Genomic DNA, 16,740 nt, shown 5'->3' with positions numbered 1-16,740 from the left:
TAAGTTCAACATGTCTCTAAGACTTGGATTGAGTCAAGATTCCCTTGTCCACAGAATTTTGGATAATCTGCTGTGCGTATGTCCACAATGTTTCGGAGCCGTTCGCAATCTCACGATTTCTGTTTAACACCTGTTCACTTGTAATATTGTATTTCTGCCACGTATCTCCCTCATTCTGATGATTGTGGATCAACGGCTGCAACCGATCCAGGGACGAGGCAAACTGCGCCTCAGGGGTTTCCTTTGCCTCGAATTCTAGCCATAGATTCAACAGTTCTTGAGCCTGATCCTCAGGCAACATCCCAAACAGGCGATGGGCTGCCCTGATCTCACGGTCATATTTATCCGTATTCCCTACCGTATCGTAGGCAAATGTATCTCCGGCATCGATCTCAACCAGATCATGAACGAGAAGCATTTTAATGACTTTGAGAAGATCCACCTCCTTGTTGGAATGGCTCTGCAAAATCAAGGCCATCATCGCCAGATGCCAGGAATGCTCCGCATCATTTTCGAGTCTGTCACCATGGATAATTCTCGTTTTTCGTTCTATCGTTTTCAATTTATCAATCTCAATTAGAAATTGAATCTGCTCCTGTAACGTTTCGTTCACGATCATTCTCCTTCGGATTATAAAATTCATGCTTATTAAGCTCGCTAATCATCAGTTCATTCCCTCCCGAACGACACTCAGGAAATACTCACGATGGTCCGGATGACAGGCAATCAGATATGGCTCTGAATTCATGCCTTCAAAGGGAATACCTTCAAAATCCATAACAATGGCACCTGCTTCTTTCGCCATTAATATGCCTGAATACAAATCGTCTCCTTCCGAATGGTAGAGCACAATGCCGTCAATATCCCCCTTAGCTAACATGCACCATTGTAAGGTTGGAGCCCATAATCGCATCATTCGTTTGAAACGAACATCCAGATGTTGACGTAGTCGAACAGCCTTCTCCTCATTTTGCACCTGATGCCCCTGAATCCAGCCAATAGTCCCTTTATGAATATACTCTTTCTTTTGAACTTTCATGGGATTCAGATTACAAGATGCTCCATTCCCACGTGATGCCACAAACAAACGATCCACCAGAGGTTCGTAAATAACCCCGAGAACGGGTTCTGAACGATACATTAAAGTAATGGAAACGGAAAATATCGGCAGACCGATGGCAAAGTTGTTTGTTCCGTCCAACGGATCAATCATCCACAGCCAGTCACTCTTCTGTCCGTTATGCCCCCGCTCTTCACTATGGATCTCATGATCGGGAAAATGAATGCTAATTTCATCACATATCATCCGCTCTGCTTCATGATCTACTTCAGTGACAACATCGCCAAAGATACCCTTCTCCTCTGCACAGATGATCTGATCAAAATGATCTTTGGCAACCTTTCCTGCGCTTCGAATGACTCTCTCCCCAATCTCTTGGGCTAAACGAATGGTTTGTTCGATGACCATCACTCCGTTCGGTTACTTGTTAACGGGATCAACCAGATTCCGCCAAACCTTTAATTTCGTTCAACATGTACTTCGCATAATCCAGAAGCATATCATCACTCAGATTCACGCTTTCCAGCTCTCCGTTATACTTTGCGAGACATTGTGAGATGACTTCTTTGTACTTGGGTAAAATATGAATGAATGCCCACTCGCCTGCTTCTCGCTTGGAGTATATGACCGACTCTTGCACATACAATAGAACCCGTGATAGGTTCAAAACATAGTAAACAGGATTCTCCGTTATTTCTTCCAGAGCTGAACCAACATCAGATGTAATAGAGGCCAGCATATATTCACGTTTTACAGGCTGGAATAACTCCTTAATAGGTTTGCCAGCAAGCACTACTCCACGGTCAACAATAACGGCCAGGTGTGCTACCAGATCTGGATCTTCGTATCCACCGCAAAGATATTGATCATCTGTTCTATACTTTTCCCGGTGATACGCAGAGTAATGAAATTCAAATGGAGTTGGAAACGTCAGACTAGTAACCGTAGACTCCAAGATAATACTAAGTTCAAACCCTGTGACCATGTGCATTTCATCTTCTATCTGCATCAATCTCTTCGCAATCCTTCGATAGGTATCAGCAGACAGCTGCTCCCGACATACCACCAGAATATCGATATCGCTTTGATTGGGATGGAAGCACCCCATAGCCATGGACCCGTGCAAATAAATTCCCACCAGGGAATCCGAACATTCTTCTTTTAACAAATGAGTAACTGTACGTAGTACCGCCAGTTCATCCACCTAACTCCGCTCCTTCATTTACGTTGTTACGTATCCAACTCCACTTTCATTTCCTCCACAAAAACAGCCGTTCCTCGTATTCTGACATCCATGTCCTGTCCATTTCTGACCACACTAACATGAACTTTCCCATCTCTCCCAATCTCATGCCCTTGCTCCACAACAAAATGAACCTGATCCATCTCAGAATTCATATACTCCAAATAATAGGCACCCATCACACCGGATGCTGTTCCCGTAACCGGATCCTCAGTAGTACCCGAAAAGGGCGATGAAAAATGTCTGGCATGCATTAGAGCATCTGAATCGCGGGTTTCCAGTGTAAAGGGATGCAAAGAAGCTTTCGGATTCTCATTTAATATCTCAGGAAATTGAGAAGAATCCGGTTTCATTTGTTGGAAAGAGATCCGTTTGCGAATCGGTATCAACAACGTCCAGGTCCCCGTACTTCCGTAGACGATGGGTGTGGATAGATCAAGATCATCCATGGTTAGATTAATGGAATTTGCCAGCTTTTCTATATCACCTTGGAATGGCAAGAAATGGGGTTGATCCTGCTTCATCTCGATGTTAATCATATCGCCATCCTGCTGGAACTGAATCGGCAATATGCCTACATTAGTCTCAATGGTAATCGACTGTTTGTCCTCCAATAGCCCTCTGGTCTTTAACCCATACATGGATGCCATCGTGGCGTGCCCGCACAAATTAATCTCATGACCCGGTGTGAAATATCGTAATCTAACGTCTGCCACGTCGGAACTCATCACGAAAACCGTTTCATTAAAGCCAACTTTAAGCGCAATCTGCTGCATTGCTACCTCATTCAACGAATCGGCGTCAAAAACAACTCCGGCCGGATTTCCTTTACCGGGGACAGTCGAAAAAGCATCATAATGATATACAGTGATTTCACTCATTGTAGCCCCACCTTATTTTCAGTTTATACGACGTACATCGCCATATGACTCTACCACTTCACCATCGATAACGATCCCGCCACCATCTTTGCAAGCATAAACTGTTGTAGAATTGGCATGTGCGTAATCTCTTAATGAATCCAAAGCTTCTTCCGTTCCATCCCAATGTGGCGAAAATTCAAAATCAACGAGTGCCAGAGCCTGCTTGTCAATAAATCCAACATGGTTCTCGTCTGCATCTTCACCATATCCAGCTATTTCAATCGTTGGTGTAGTTAAAATACTGCCTGCGCTAACCCCAATCAGAATGCCGCCCTTATTCACATAGGAACGCAGTAATCCCATTGCATTTCTCTTCTGTAGTAAACTTAGAAAATAAAAAGTATTCCCTCCAGATAAATGAATCGCATCGGTCTCAAAAATGGTATTGAATCTATTTTCCTCGTATTCTGAATCGAGATCATAATAATCAATCGTTTCGATGCCCAGTTGATTATAGTAACGTCTCGTATGCTCGAAATATCTTCTATCCGGGTCAGAACACGAAGGTACATAACCGATGGAAGGCTGATCAGAGTTGAACAAGCTCAAAATTTTCTGATTTAGTTCGTGGTTAGATTCGAAATATAAATCACCTAACAAGACCAACTTGGTCATCTGAATTCCGCCCTTCCTTAATTCCAGATTACTTAATGCAACTGCCCATTAATATATCTTCCATGACTTGAAGATGCGTCCTGAGCCCACAATTCCAACTCGATTCTACTAACCAAAAATTGATCTTGGACCTTGATGAAAGGAAACATTTTTCCTTCAAAGAAACCCGATGCCGAGAAACTTCCTTGTTCTGCTTTGATTATGTCCATCACCTGTTCTTTAGTCATACTCAGATACTCCGCCGTTTCTTGGATGGTCATTAATGTTTTGTTATTGTTCGGCATATTCTGATCCACTGCCTGAGCCGGTTCACTGACTCTTCCCTGATTTGATAGCAGCAGGCAGCCAACAATAAACGATATTCCCAAAATGGCACTAGCTAACAGTATGGATATCGGAATGGATTTCATTGTTTGGGAGTCTCCCACTCTGTATTAAGCAAACCTCTACCAATATTCCATTGGGCAAGCAATGCCCGCTGTCTATTTTCCAAATCAAGATATGGCGCTGCAACACAGGAAAGTGTGTCGAACAGATGGATAAAATGAGGGCCCTCCTTAAAACGTCTAAGCCCGCCATACCCTTCATCATCCGCTGCCCATACGATCTTTTTGATCCCCGACATTAAGATGGTGCATGAACACATGGGACAAGGTTCACAGGTGGTGTAGAGGGTCAGGTCATTCTTCGTGTATCGCTTCTTACTTACATCCAGCAAATGTTGCCCTGCTTGACGAATCGCATCGACTTCAGCGTGTGCGGTGGGATCACATTCGGAGAAGACTCGGTTTCTTCCTTTGCTCACGACATTCCCATCCGTATCCACAATTATTGCACCAATCGGATATGTCCCTTCTATTAACGCCTGATCTGCCTCTTCCAGAGCCAAAACTAAATATTCATAGTCCGATAATCTCACGAAAAATCCCCCTTAGTGTAGATATTGACCGCTTACAAGATAAACTCTTCCTTATTCAACATGTAGTAGAACAAGTCACCTTTCAACTCATCAGCTTTTGAAAAATGCATCTTAACTAACAAATTCTGTGACCGAATGTTGGCCTGCTCTACTGTGGCTTCAATAAAATCAAGATTCATAACATCCCAACCCATTTTGATGATTTCGATTAAAGCTTTTTGCATTAAACCTTGTCCCCAATAGGAACGGGATAAATCAAATCCAAGCTCCGCGCTTGACGGTTCTCTTTTGGCCCAGCAGTGAAATCCTACTTTTCCGAGGAAATCATTATTTACTTTGTTGAACAGACCATACCTGCAACCTGAATCATCCATATGAAATTGTATAATTTCTTCTGCTTCTTTTATGTCACGGCAAGGCTCAATATCCATGAATCGAGTTACTTCAGGATCAGCAAAATGCTTGAATACAGACTCCCGATCCTCCAAAGTTAGCTCTCTAAGATACAATCGGTCAGTCTCTATTTCAGGAAAAGGTTTCATGTACATATGTTTCTATCGTTCGTTTCGTGGGACTCACCAAAACGATGTCTTCCGGTAAGATTTTAATCTGCTTTCGCAATTTAGTCGCCTGTCTCTTTCCTTGTTCGGTAAGCTCCGGATGCAACTGGTTTAGCTGATGAGGATAATGAAGCAAATGTTCAGCGTGACCATGACGAATAAATATGATATCCACAGGCTCCTCCTATTTCTGAACGTAATGCTTAATGTCCTCTGTATCATGCAGATTACTCAGATCCTTTTTCAAAAACACTGGATAAACCTCCATACCTTTCAACTCTTCAAATGAAAACCAGCGGAATGTCAATTTTCCATTATCCTCAAGTCCCTTAAATTCCAATTCATCATAGAGCCTATGTTCTTCGGGTAATGTGATGACATAATAAAATCCAATCTCATGGTACTTCATGCCATCATAATCAAAGAAATCTTCACTAACAAAGGCAACTCTCTGCGGTTGTACACAAACACCCAATTCTTCATACATCTCGCGCACAATGGCTGCTTCTGTCGTTTCGTTGAATTCCATCCGCCCTCCAGGCAGATTCCAGAAATCATCTTGTTCTGTTGTGTGCAGGAGAACTTTCCCCTGATGTATAACGATACCAGCCACACGGAAATTGAATTTATTGTTATCTTTCTCATACGTTATGTTATTGTTATCTGAATTTATCAAAAGATCCACCCTTTACCCTTTCAAAATCTTCTCCAGTTCCTCCTGGCAAGCAGGGCGGTTATATTCCGAATTGTCCAGCCAGTGTTTGTCTATCTTCAGCAACTGATAAATCTCGGTCTCCAACTCTTTTCTTGCCTGAAGAACCTTCACCGTGCCTTGAACACCATGATATCCTTCCGCGAGCCCCCATCCTTGATTTGTGTAATATTGTACGAATCCATCGGACCATTCCTTGGGTCTTTCCTGGATCGCCTTGTCAAATGTATGTGCCAGATCCTGCTGATGAATATAGATTAGTAGTGGATTTAATGGTTGAACGATCCGCTCCAAGTCCAAAACATATTTAACGTTTTCTTCTCTGGATTGATTCGTTTTCACCAAACCTATGGTCAGTGGATTCTGAATAAAACAACATTCGAATATGGTGATGGAATCATCAGCCGCGCTTATCACGCCTTCGGTAAAACTCCGCCATTTTTCGGTGATCAGCTTTACATTTTGTTCAAAAGGCAGTTCGTAAATATCTTTGCTAAATATCTCCTGCACCACATGATCAGGGAAACTCTCTCCAAACTCTTCTTTCATTTTGCGATAAGGAATCAGAAAACCATCCTGATGGGCTGTAGCTCTGCTCTCCAATATATGTATACATGCCTCGTGAGCATCCACCAAAGACCTGAATTCTTCCGCAGAATAAAAGGCAACCCCCTCATAATCAGCAGGGTGATCCAGATTACCTTCCTGAAAGAGTTGCACCTTCTTGCCTTGCTCAATCAGAATTTCAGATACCATCTTGGCAATCGTCGACTTTCCTGAACCCGGTAATCCCTCAATAAGTATTAATTGTCTTGTCATGATTTCATCACCCTAACTTCATCTAATTCAATTGTTGTTAATCGATGTCTGCAAAGATCCACTTCGCAGCATCGCCATCCGCTTTCTTCTTCCAAAATACCATGCTGGAGCTGGCCTCCTCCTCGTTCTCTCTTAATTCAGTAACCATTACAAGTGCCTCATAGAGCTTCTTTTGCTCTCGAATCTTGATCTTGCTCATTGAGATCACCTTGCGAACTTTTGAAGCTGGCATGCCTGAGACTGGCGACTGTGGATCAAAAAGGCTCATATAACCCTTCTCATCCTCTTCCCATATATAACGCATACGAACGTTCATCAGTTTGACGATTTCCAGTTCATCACCTGTATAGTTCGTTTCATCAAGGTAAACAGGAGGGGTGCCTTTGTCTTCTTTGGGTGCTGCTGCTTCATCGTCCTTATCCTTGATTGTTTCTTCAGTGACGCTTTCCGTCACTGGAATCGTTGGTTTCTGCATAGCTTCATTCGTTGTTTTATCCTGACAGGCCATTAAGAATAAAAATAATACTGACAACGCAGTTAACTTTTTCATGTTCAGGCCTCCAACATATGCACAACCTCGGCAAGACTCTTGCACTCATAATCCGGAGTAATCTGTTGCGGTTTGGGTTTTCCTTTCCGATTCAACCAGACAGCCTGAATTCCCGCATTTTGAGCTCCTTGTACATCACTGGTCAGAGAATCCCCGATATGGATTACCTCATATCGCTGCAAACCATACCTATAGATCGCTTCATCAAACATCTCTGACCTTGGCTTATAAGATCGAACATCTTCGCTGGTAATCACCCCGGCCACTTCAATGTTATGCGCCTTCATTGCAGCTTCCACGTCATCAGTATCGATATTGGAAAGGATATATACAGAAATTTTAAGAGAATGAAGAAAGGGAATTGAATCGGCAAATATGCCCGGGTTACGCCAATGAGCCAACTGTTCCTGATTAAGAGACTCAGCCTGTAGATCCGATTTGAAATGGCGAAGCGTTTCTGCCAGAGACTGCACGTTCAGCATTCTTTGCGTGGTAAACTGGCTTCCATGGCTTGCATGAAATAACGTTGAAAAAGCCTTCCACCAATATGCTCCGATCTCATCCGTTGTGCATTCAACCTGCGCTATCGCTTGAACTTGTTTATAAATCACTGGAAGAATATCATCATCTTCATGAACAACGGTCCCATAGAAATCAAGGAAAATGGCTTTCATTCTATCCCTCCTACTGGAATACTGCTAATCCAAAAAGTTCCTATGTATGTTAAATTTCCTCTGTAGGTACATCATAACCCATAATGTGGAATTTGCGAATGAACCAAATAACGTAATTCCCCCTCCTTTCGAATTCTGTTCAACACAAAAACCACGCTGCTCTGCATGTTTGCATCATACAAAAGCGTGGTGTCTGAATACGTCTTTTCCTACTCCCAACATCTGAACAGCAACCTATTATCTCTTAAAGAACATGTTCATTACACCAATGGCTTTAATTTTGGTATCATTACCCTCAATATCCGTAAAAAGCTCATCATACGTAGTAAAGATCCCCACACGTTGTGTATGTCCGCTACTTAAAATAAGACTCTTTTCCTCGCCGTTTGTAATCTGCGTAAACGTTGTTTCTGCATTGACATCGTAGGAGACATATATACCATGCTCGCTTTCCAGCCAAGTATAAAAATCACTCCTGGTTGGATTGGTAATAATCAACATGACTACTAAAGTGACAAGACCCATAACTACTGGTAATTTACGGATCATGTTCGGGTCATAGCTAAAACTACTCTTCATCTTGTTCATTCCGCATCTTCGTTATCATTTCAACCTTTTTAGCCAATACCCAGCCACTTAATCCATATGATGATGTAATGACCAGGTACAGATATTCCCCTTCAATCAACTTGCTTTCCAGCTCTTCATCCGTTTTATACGTAATAGGCCAGCCCTGACCTTTCCCGTTTTCCAACAACTCGCGGTTGTAGTTGATAAAATGCTCTACACCAACGTCGTCAATATCGAAAATAATGCTGCCTTGCATCGGTGTATCAAACGAATGTGCCAATACATCCGAGAAAAGGATATCCGTATCTTCAGACAATTCAGAGTGATTCGAACGGGTACGCATCCTAATGCGTTCGTTCTCCAAATCGACTTCGTAACTTAATATGATGTTATCATGCACACTCGGCATTGTATGGCTCCTTTCAACGTTCCACTTACTCATTACCTGCTCTGCTTATGCTCTGTTCAGTAGCTGCTCGTCAAACCATACATCCTCATAATCTTCTGCAATCACAAACCGCCAACCAGGCGCAAGTCCGAGGTACTTCTTGATTTTCGGGTCCCAGTCATCGATGTGTGTTACATGTAATGGTACAAAAAAGTCATCTGCCTCCGAGTATTCATCCGCCCAAATATACCATCCGGTTGTATCTCCCTCGGGCTGAATACGCATGCCGTGGATCGGTTCCAACTTCTCTTTGACGTTCCAGGCAATTCCAATCTTATGGTGTAGTTCGCTGGGTACGTAGTCGGCATTATATTTCTGACACATCTGCATCTGTTCCTGGATGGAATCAGCATTTGTCATCATAATCACCTCATTTCTCATATGTTGGATATGACTAAGGTTGTTCATAATATTGTTTATAGTTAGAGACCCATTCCTCTTTGGAAAAATTAATAAAGTCATATGACTCACACTGTCTAAGGTAGTTCAACTGCTCTCCCGCTAAGTCCTCGTGACTCTGCTCCAGATAAGTCACTGTCTTCTCATAACCGGCACCACACAGAAGCTGCACATCAACATAAGTGCCCGTATCCTGATTCTTGCGTTTTGCCTGCCAGATCAGCCCAGTGTCCTCTACATTTCCGATGCAGAATAACATAATACATAAGGTTTTGAGATACTCATGATCCTCTGCTTCTTGATTCTCGATCTCCTGCTGCAACAACTCCCGGATTCGCTCTCTATGTTTGGTATCTGGATCTAAACCGTACAACTCCAAAACCTCTTCTTCGTTCATTTCCGTACCCCTTGCCTATTTCAGAATGTTGTTTAATTCTTCCGCTTTTTTCCTGCTATCCATTTTAGCATAGAAATAAAAACCAATAATGTGCAGTACGATGGATAAGACCCACATTCCAGGGAACCAGGGAGCAATCAATAGGAACATGTCTGTAGAAAACAACCATACGATCGCCATGCCTCCTGCAATATTAAAAGTGGAAGAAATGATGATATTCCACACGGGTTTCATCGTAAAGTAGTTCCACAATGCATTGTACAATACGCCAAACAGTACAGCGGCAATAGCTGAAATCCCGGCAATATTCCACAAGTAACCCATTTCAATGGAATGACCATTAGAGAATAGTGTGAGTAACAAGGTCACCCACAACGAAGTTACCGTAAACACTTGAAAAAATGATTGCTTCAACTGACTAATCATGATAATTTCCCCCTAAAGTTTTTAATATAGAATCGGCTAACAAAGTAACTGGAACCATCGTTCAGATCAACCTGGATCCTGGCGTGGTCTGTTGATGAAAATTCGCTAATACAACGTGTATTGATGATCGTTTGATTGTTGATTTTCATAAAATGGGATGACCTCAGTTCCTCTTCCACAAACTTCAGACGTTTGTTCAGCAAATACCTTTCGCCTGTGATGACACGTACACAGCACAACCGATCCTCTGATTCAATCGCGACCACCGAACTCAACTCGATCTGCACATTGCGATTGTTCTTGGCATTGATGACAACAAGTTTTGTTTCCGATTGGCAGATCGCTTCTTGGATACTGTCCCAATGGGACTTCTCATCAGGATGGGTTATGACCTTGGCCATGCTTTTTTCCATTAATAGTTCCTCTTCAAAAACGACTTTCATTTGTTGTCCCTCCTCTCAAAACTCATATTACAAGCAAAGCTACGACAAACCTACTGTATTGCGTTTTGTTGCACGAAATTGCAGGTTTGTTGCATCGATACTGATTTTCCATCGTACAAACACGATAAAAAGGGCTACTCACTCAAGAGTAGCCCTACATGTCTCTCTTTCAAACTGTCATCCTGAAATTAGGTTACCGAACTGTTCTCCAGGTACATCTCCTGATCTTGCCGAATTATTTCATTCATGTGTAAAATAGCTTCCTGAGCCATGGATCGATATTTAGCATATAGCTCTTCCGTTCTTTGCAGCAGGGTCACCTCATTCTATAATGCAAAATCAGTTGAAGACCATGAATGCCCGTTTTTCGTTCTCCCGTATCCAGAAAACCTGCTTTCAGATACAGCTTTTGTGCCGCAATATTCCCCTCATTCACAGCTAAAATAATTTCATTGATCTTTGGATCGAGCTGCTTAACCCATTCAGGCAGTGCCTTCATGGCATCCATTGCATATCCATTCCCCTGATGTTCCATCGTAATGGATAACGCACGTACCAGTATTGTACGGGAAGCATCTCTTTCCTCTACGTATTCAGAATTTTTATGTAATATGAAGAAACCAACTGGAGTCTTATCCTTTAAAATCACTACCGGATATTTGTTCGGATTTTGGAATGCCTCCTCCATCACTTCCGCAGGCATTGCAGTAAATTGGACCTGTTCATTACTTAACGAAAAATTAGCCAAGTCTTGATTGTACTTCTCATTATATTGGGCCAGGCTAATCCGTTTTTTCATTTTGGACACCTCTGCTTCCATATATAGTTTTTTTAGTGAATCAGATCATATAACCACGCCCTTCATCAGGCTTCTTTCTCTGCCAGTAACACTCTTATGATGCTTGTCGCGTTGTCGAATTTCATCCGATTATTTTTCTGGCTGCAGTCCCATCCTTGATCTAATGCATGTTGAATGAGATTCGAAATCAGCTTGGGCTCATAGACAAATATATCCCACGTATCTTCCCAAGGGATAACAAACTCCACGAATGTAGATTTATACGCATTCGAAAATATACGGATTATAATGTCTTGTGTTTGCTCGTCCACAACGTACAGGAACAACCTCTTTCATTCGTTCTCACATGAATGGAGTCAGGTGCAAGACTTCCCACTATAAATTCAGGGGTTGGATCAGATAATAATTCCGACGCGATTGCAAAATGAATCATGGGCCAAGGCATAATAATGCTCCTCTCTCTTTCCTTAGGAAGATTTTATATGGATTTATCGCCTACAAAGCCAAGTGCTCACTCTCTTGCACACTGATCAATTCAATATCCTCACAATAGAACCCCAGCACCCCGTCTTCATAGTCCTCAACGAAATATTTCATCGGATGATACCCATGCTCTTTTAGATCATTAATACTGAATCCACTAATATGTACAAGAACACCACCAGGCCGATAATGAAAACTTTCAATGTTAGTGAATCTAAAAAGCAATTCATATGTAACATTTGAGAATTTCGCCAGAAATGTAATGTCTGCTATCATGATATTTTCATAATATTTATCTTGTTTGATATACAAATTCACACCCGCAACCCACTCCATACCTTGAACAGAAAATGCAGGAATACAGGGGGGAAGTAGTTCCAAATTTTTTACCATGATTATCACCCCGCTTCATGTTTAGCTACGCTGTTTAAGCATATTACACTCGTAGTAGCTTGGACTCTCCATTCATCAAATCTATAAATACAGGCTGCTGTACCTTGTTGATTGTGCAAATATCAATTTCATCCAGACTTTTAAAAACAAGCTCTAGCGATTCATTCTGTTCATCTTCAAATAAAAGGGTGGTTTGATCATGATCAAGTTTCCCACCCAGCTCCGCGGTGACGTTAAACAGGAACATGACAAATACAACCTCGTTGCCATCCGGATATGTATATTTCATTCTCTCACCTGTGTAGATGGAGGCCAGTTCATATGAACTCACATCAAGACCCGTTTCTTCTTTCACTTCTCTAATCATGGTTTCTTCAATGCTCTCACCAGGTTCCATGCCACCACCTGGTAATCCCCAGTCGCCATAATCTGATCTTTTTTGCAGCAGAATTCTCCCCATTTGATCACGAATAATAGCTCCGCCCGTAACGACAATGCGGCTTGTCATTAATCCTACTCCTCTCTGATGGTTCACTTCCCTTTTAGTCAGCAGTTATGTTCCAGAAGAAAATCTCTTTAGAAGATCAAATGCCAAAATGCACAATGCATTTCCCATTTACCTCAGCATCTTTTGCCATATTAGCAAGCTTGTTTAATTCGTTCATCAATTCAACTCTGTTATACATAAGTTTCTCGTAATAGCCCCTCTGTTCATATCCATCAAAACAATAATCCCCTGTAAGTTTGATCTGATCAGGAGCAAGGTTGAATACATCAATCCATGCGCGAATCAGTTGATGCAACTTCAACAAAGCATCTTTTTCTTCAATAACCGTTATTCCATAGTTGTTCAGTCCACTACATCTTTTACAGGTAGATGGGTTCCACGTATTCAGCCAGTTAAGAGAATCCTGAATGTATGAAATGAACTCATCTTCCAAGTCAGCATGTTCTATTGCCATTAGTCCGTTTTTATGTATAATTCCATGAGCATCCCATGAGTAGGAGGTGTAGATAGATTCATTGATTTCCTCCTTATTTTCAATAACAAAATTATGAATAGGCATGCTATCCAAACCCCCGTTTCTCTCAGGTCCCCTTTTCATTCATCATAACCCATGTATTGGTAAATGCGAAGTGGTTTTAAGTTCACACGTTCTGTTACTTTACACTTAAAAGATCCTTCTTTTGACTAGAATTTCTGTCCCTCCATCTTTGTATCTCTCCATAAAATCATTAGTTACATGATCATGATGCAGTATGCCCATATAGTCTGTGCCCGGCTTCTTCGGTCTGTAATCTGAATGGATCGTGTAGATATTGAAGAACACCTCTTCTTCGTCTTCTGAAACGTCCGTATTATTGAAAAGTGCAATCACTTCATCTTTAGTCAGAAACTGAAAGTCGCCTTGACTCTCTATAATATAAAAAGGATATTTCATGTCCTCTACATGAATCAAATTTTGATGTTCCTTCAGCCCTTCTGGTATTAGCTCCATGTACTGCACAGCTACCTCTTCTGCCTGAAATATTCCTGAAATCCAACTAGACATGCCTTTTGAAGCTAATATAATAAACAAATCAATCTTCCTTCCTATCACGCTTCACATTAACCTAGTCCGTTCTTGCATATACAAATGACTGTGACAGAATCCGATGGCTGCCAGCGACATTCTCGATTTCAATGCTATATTCAGACTCGACATATTCAATGTGATGATGTTCATAGTATTTTTTCCAGAACGAAACAGCGGATTGGTTGTTAGCAAGTTGCTCCACTTTGAATCTGCCCTGAAATTGTGCAAACACCCGATTAACCGCTTGAGTCGCCAATCCCTGTCCACGATATTTTTTGACCAGAAACAGTTCTTGTACCGTATAATCTACATCATCATCTACATATGGAGGAGAGCAAACCAGCACAAATCCGATAACCTTCCCCTCATATTGAATAAAAAACGGATGTAATTCCGCTCGTTCCAGATAGAGATAGGTATTCGTTGGATCGTACTTTCCCTCTTCAAGCAAATCCTCCCCCGAGAATTCGGACAGATCATATAGATACAGGTTGTACAGGTTTAAAAATAATTCTTTTTGACTGTTATCGATTCTGGTGATTTGAACATTCATGTCATTACACCTCTTCCTTATTAATAATCCGCTTTTGTATATTGGTTAAATAACGGGCTTTCTCCTACCTCCCTTAATATATCGCTTCAATCCTAACAGATATAGGTAAAGTTTAATTTAAACAGTAAAGTACACTCTCCATCTTAAAAAGTTATGTATAACCAAAACCGGACACGACATCGTCGCGTCCATGGGTGCTTTTAATTATTTGATTAGATAACCAACCACAGGATAAGAAATCACGTTCCGGTCCCTATAGGTCGAAATCACCGCTTCGGGATGCGTACTGAGAATCCCATTTTGCAACATGACCGGTCTAAATCCTCGTTCCATCGCACCATTATAGGTAAATAACACACATTCCTCCGCGGCAAACCCTGCGATAATCAACAGCTCAATACCGTGGCTCTTCAAAATTTTCTCCAGATCTGTCTGCCAGAATGCATTGGAACTTTCCTTCGCAATAGTCAGATCCTTCTCATCCACATCCACCTCAGAAATAATACGATACGCCTCAGAATTTGAATTTTCCATCCCTTCCACGTCTTGTACATGAACGACAACATGGTCGCTCGAACGAAGCACGTCTGCAACATGATTGATATATTCACAAGCGTGGTCTATTGCTTTTTGATCCAACTGATTCCTTACAATACTCTCTTGCATATCCACAATCAGGAAACCGATTTTCATATCATCTCTCCTCTTACTTTCTTTCTCAACATCATGATCTGTCCAATATGATATGCATTATGAATACACACATTGGATATGACATTCCACCATGGGGCGTTGAAGTACGATGGGATGGTCATCCCCAGTTTTGCATCATCACTATCCTCTACAGCCTGTATCCAGCGACTAAATGTTACTCCAATTCGTTCAATGCTCTTCTGCCACTCTTCTTCACTTACCTGGGATGGGTTAACATAGAACGTTTCATCATTATTTATGCTATTGTCCAAAGCCACTTCACCCTTGATAAACCGATCCAACCATGTTTCATTCCAGAAAGTCAGATGATTCACCAGCCTCCAGATTGATTGCCCCTCTTCATTCAGCCATAAGGCCTGCGCAGCGGTTACATCACATAACATCTCGTCCAGCGGCATAAACCAGCTCTTGTCATGATGACATGCGGCCAGTTGATCCAACAATACTAGTTTGGTACTCATGTTTGGCACCCCTCCTCCCAAAATGTCTCTATGAAATCGTTCAAATACCTTTCCTCGTTTTCCTTGCCCCACTTCTCCCAGCCAAACAAATCGGTATAGTACGCATCTTCTAGGTTTGATTCTTGGATTATTGTTTCGTAAAGATGCACTGGAACTGCGTCGTAATATCCAAACTCGATTGCATAATGATCATTTGTTACAGGTAATTCATGACATTGCTCATGGAAACTCAACCATTCTTTTAAAGGAATATCTGCCGAGATTATGCTCTTCCCATTTTCAGAATCAAAGTTTATGTTTCGTGCTCTAAGTGAAGGTAACACTTCCAAGTAACCTGGAATTTGGTTTTTCATAGTAGTCATGGATACCTTCATTACAGGCTCAAGAAGTACGGGGTTGGCTCGTTTAAAACCATCACGGAATGCCAAGGATGCTGCAATTTTAAACGACATTACTTTCGAATCGAATGAATGAAACGATCCATCGAACAGCGTTACTTTTACATCTACCACTGGAAAATGGCCTAATATACCTCTGATCATCATTTCTTCGATTCCGCTCCTGACCGGGGGAATATATTCATCAGGTATAACATAATCATCGATAATTTTATTTATAAACTCAAAACCGCTATCCCTTGATTTGGGTTCAAGCTTGATCCAACAGTGACCGTACTGATGTATCCCTCCCGTCTGTCTAACATATCTTCCTTCAGATTGAACTGTTTCTTGTATCGATGTCTTATAGAGAACCTGCGGTTTCAGAGCATCTATTTCCAAACCAAACTCATCTCTTAGACGTCCGATTCTTTCTTGCAATTGCTGTTCCCCTTGTCCCGCAATAATGATCTGCTTCCGAGTATCCTGGGTATATACCACGAAATCTGAATCTTCTTCTGCACACTTTTTTAAACCCAGCAATACTTTCTTAACCTCTTCTTTGGTCTTCGGCTGCTGAATGATAACTGTCATATATGGATCAGAGAGATTAATCGTACGCACA

General features: G+C 41.6%; 28 protein-coding genes. All 28 read right to left on the bottom strand.

From position 1 onward, the window contains the following. Positions 1-16: 16 nt before the first annotated feature. The gene (locus tag JNUCC31_RS23510) at positions 17-619 is read right to left on the bottom strand and encodes an HD domain-containing protein (RefSeq protein ID WP_192265236.1); all 603 of its coding nucleotides are present in this window, start codon (positions 617-619) and stop codon (positions 17-19) included. 45 nt (positions 620-664) lie between these two features. Then, a complete protein-coding gene (locus JNUCC31_RS23505; RefSeq protein WP_416234459.1) occupies positions 665-1,462 on the bottom strand; it encodes an inositol monophosphatase family protein in 798 nt (265 codons plus the stop codon). Between the two features lie 34 nt (positions 1,463-1,496). Further along, positions 1,497-2,264 (bottom strand): aminoglycoside adenylyltransferase domain-containing protein, encoded by a 768-nt coding sequence (locus JNUCC31_RS23500; RefSeq protein WP_192265234.1) that lies wholly within the window; start codon positions 2,262-2,264, stop codon positions 1,497-1,499. Between the two features lie 26 nt (positions 2,265-2,290). Beyond that, positions 2,291-3,184: a PhzF family phenazine biosynthesis protein gene (locus tag JNUCC31_RS23495; RefSeq protein WP_192265233.1), complete on the bottom strand. Its 894-nt coding sequence runs from the start codon at positions 3,182-3,184 to the stop codon at positions 2,291-2,293. Positions 3,185-3,202: 18 nt separating this feature from the next. Continuing rightward, positions 3,203-3,841, bottom strand: a complete 639-nt coding sequence (locus JNUCC31_RS23490) for a Type 1 glutamine amidotransferase-like domain-containing protein (protein ID WP_192265232.1) — start codon at positions 3,839-3,841, stop codon at positions 3,203-3,205. Between the two features lie 32 nt (positions 3,842-3,873). After that, entirely contained in the window at positions 3,874-4,251 is a 378-nt protein-coding gene (locus JNUCC31_RS23485; RefSeq protein WP_192265231.1) for a MerR family transcriptional regulator, read from the bottom strand. Next, the gene (locus tag JNUCC31_RS23480; protein WP_192265230.1) at positions 4,248-4,760 is read right to left on the bottom strand and encodes a nucleoside deaminase; all 513 of its coding nucleotides are present in this window, start codon (positions 4,758-4,760) and stop codon (positions 4,248-4,250) included. Before JNUCC31_RS23480 ends, JNUCC31_RS23485 begins: the two co-directional genes overlap by 4 nt. A gap of 32 nt (positions 4,761-4,792) precedes the next feature. Then, positions 4,793-5,302: a GNAT family N-acetyltransferase gene (locus JNUCC31_RS23475; RefSeq protein ID WP_192265228.1), complete on the bottom strand. Its 510-nt coding sequence runs from the start codon at positions 5,300-5,302 to the stop codon at positions 4,793-4,795. Next, positions 5,286-5,495, bottom strand: coding sequence for a histidine phosphatase family protein (locus tag JNUCC31_RS23470; protein WP_192265226.1), 210 nt, complete (start codon positions 5,493-5,495; stop codon positions 5,286-5,288). The genes JNUCC31_RS23475 and JNUCC31_RS23470 overlap by 17 nt, the downstream gene beginning before the upstream one ends. Before the next feature lie 9 nt (positions 5,496-5,504). Then, positions 5,505-6,005, bottom strand: coding sequence for an NUDIX hydrolase (locus JNUCC31_RS23465; protein ID WP_228469212.1), 501 nt, complete (start codon positions 6,003-6,005; stop codon positions 5,505-5,507). Between the two features lie 3 nt (positions 6,006-6,008). Next, on the bottom strand, positions 6,009-6,851 hold the full coding sequence (locus JNUCC31_RS23460) for an adenylyl-sulfate kinase (RefSeq protein ID WP_192265222.1): 843 nt from the start codon (positions 6,849-6,851) through the stop codon (positions 6,009-6,011). A 37-nt stretch (positions 6,852-6,888) separates the two neighbouring features. Next, positions 6,889-7,401, bottom strand: coding sequence for a hypothetical protein (locus JNUCC31_RS23455; RefSeq protein ID WP_192265220.1), 513 nt, complete (start codon positions 7,399-7,401; stop codon positions 6,889-6,891). Positions 7,402-7,403: 2 nt separating this feature from the next. Beyond that, on the bottom strand, positions 7,404-8,075 hold the full coding sequence (locus tag JNUCC31_RS23450; protein WP_192265218.1) for an HAD family hydrolase: 672 nt from the start codon (positions 8,073-8,075) through the stop codon (positions 7,404-7,406). Positions 8,076-8,312: 237 nt separating this feature from the next. Beyond that, a complete protein-coding gene (locus JNUCC31_RS23445) occupies positions 8,313-8,663 on the bottom strand; it encodes a hypothetical protein (RefSeq protein ID WP_192265216.1) in 351 nt (116 codons plus the stop codon). Continuing rightward, positions 8,644-9,087, bottom strand: a complete 444-nt coding sequence (locus tag JNUCC31_RS23440; RefSeq protein ID WP_228469211.1) for a hypothetical protein — start codon at positions 9,085-9,087, stop codon at positions 8,644-8,646. The genes JNUCC31_RS23445 and JNUCC31_RS23440 overlap by 20 nt, the downstream gene beginning before the upstream one ends. Positions 9,088-9,099: 12 nt before the next feature. Beyond that, the gene (locus tag JNUCC31_RS23435) at positions 9,100-9,456 is read right to left on the bottom strand and encodes an immunity protein Imm33 domain-containing protein (RefSeq protein ID WP_228469210.1); all 357 of its coding nucleotides are present in this window, start codon (positions 9,454-9,456) and stop codon (positions 9,100-9,102) included. 31 nt (positions 9,457-9,487) lie between these two features. Continuing rightward, positions 9,488-9,889: a hypothetical protein gene (locus JNUCC31_RS23430; protein WP_192265212.1), complete on the bottom strand. Its 402-nt coding sequence runs from the start codon at positions 9,887-9,889 to the stop codon at positions 9,488-9,490. A 15-nt stretch (positions 9,890-9,904) separates the two neighbouring features. Continuing rightward, positions 9,905-10,315: a hypothetical protein gene (locus JNUCC31_RS23425; RefSeq protein WP_192265210.1), complete on the bottom strand. Its 411-nt coding sequence runs from the start codon at positions 10,313-10,315 to the stop codon at positions 9,905-9,907. After that, a complete protein-coding gene (locus JNUCC31_RS23420; RefSeq protein WP_192265207.1) occupies positions 10,312-10,758 on the bottom strand; it encodes a LytTR family DNA-binding domain-containing protein in 447 nt (148 codons plus the stop codon). Before JNUCC31_RS23420 ends, JNUCC31_RS23425 begins: the two co-directional genes overlap by 4 nt. Positions 10,759-11,074: 316 nt before the next feature. Further along, positions 11,075-11,578 (bottom strand): GNAT family N-acetyltransferase, encoded by a 504-nt coding sequence (locus tag JNUCC31_RS23415; protein ID WP_228469209.1) that lies wholly within the window; start codon positions 11,576-11,578, stop codon positions 11,075-11,077. A 474-nt stretch (positions 11,579-12,052) separates the two neighbouring features. After that, on the bottom strand, positions 12,053-12,433 hold the full coding sequence (locus tag JNUCC31_RS23410) for a hypothetical protein (RefSeq protein ID WP_192265204.1): 381 nt from the start codon (positions 12,431-12,433) through the stop codon (positions 12,053-12,055). A 43-nt stretch (positions 12,434-12,476) separates the two neighbouring features. Beyond that, positions 12,477-12,941: an NUDIX domain-containing protein gene (locus JNUCC31_RS23405; protein ID WP_192265203.1), complete on the bottom strand. Its 465-nt coding sequence runs from the start codon at positions 12,939-12,941 to the stop codon at positions 12,477-12,479. Positions 12,942-13,017: 76 nt separating this feature from the next. Next, positions 13,018-13,500 (bottom strand): hypothetical protein, encoded by a 483-nt coding sequence (locus JNUCC31_RS23400; protein WP_192265202.1) that lies wholly within the window; start codon positions 13,498-13,500, stop codon positions 13,018-13,020. 105 nt (positions 13,501-13,605) lie between these two features. Further along, the gene (locus JNUCC31_RS23395; protein WP_228469208.1) at positions 13,606-13,986 is read right to left on the bottom strand and encodes a hypothetical protein; all 381 of its coding nucleotides are present in this window, start codon (positions 13,984-13,986) and stop codon (positions 13,606-13,608) included. 61 nt (positions 13,987-14,047) lie between these two features. Continuing rightward, positions 14,048-14,563, bottom strand: a complete 516-nt coding sequence (locus JNUCC31_RS23390) for a GNAT family N-acetyltransferase (RefSeq protein WP_192265200.1) — start codon at positions 14,561-14,563, stop codon at positions 14,048-14,050. 204 nt (positions 14,564-14,767) lie between these two features. Next, positions 14,768-15,256: a cysteine hydrolase family protein gene (locus JNUCC31_RS23385; protein ID WP_192265199.1), complete on the bottom strand. Its 489-nt coding sequence runs from the start codon at positions 15,254-15,256 to the stop codon at positions 14,768-14,770. Next, positions 15,253-15,738, bottom strand: coding sequence for a DinB family protein (locus JNUCC31_RS23380; RefSeq protein WP_192265197.1), 486 nt, complete (start codon positions 15,736-15,738; stop codon positions 15,253-15,255). Before JNUCC31_RS23380 ends, JNUCC31_RS23385 begins: the two co-directional genes overlap by 4 nt. Next, a complete protein-coding gene (locus JNUCC31_RS23375) occupies positions 15,735-16,739 on the bottom strand; it encodes a translation factor GTPase family protein (protein ID WP_192265195.1) in 1,005 nt (334 codons plus the stop codon). The genes JNUCC31_RS23380 and JNUCC31_RS23375 overlap by 4 nt, the downstream gene beginning before the upstream one ends. Position 16,740: the final 1 nt, after the last annotated feature.

It is taken from the genome of Paenibacillus sp. JNUCC-31 (genome assembly GCF_014844075.1).
Classification (GTDB): domain Bacteria; phylum Bacillota; class Bacilli; order Paenibacillales; family Paenibacillaceae; genus Paenibacillus.
Note: the sequence above shows the minus strand (reverse complement) of the source record. Positions and strands in the feature narration are given on the sequence as shown.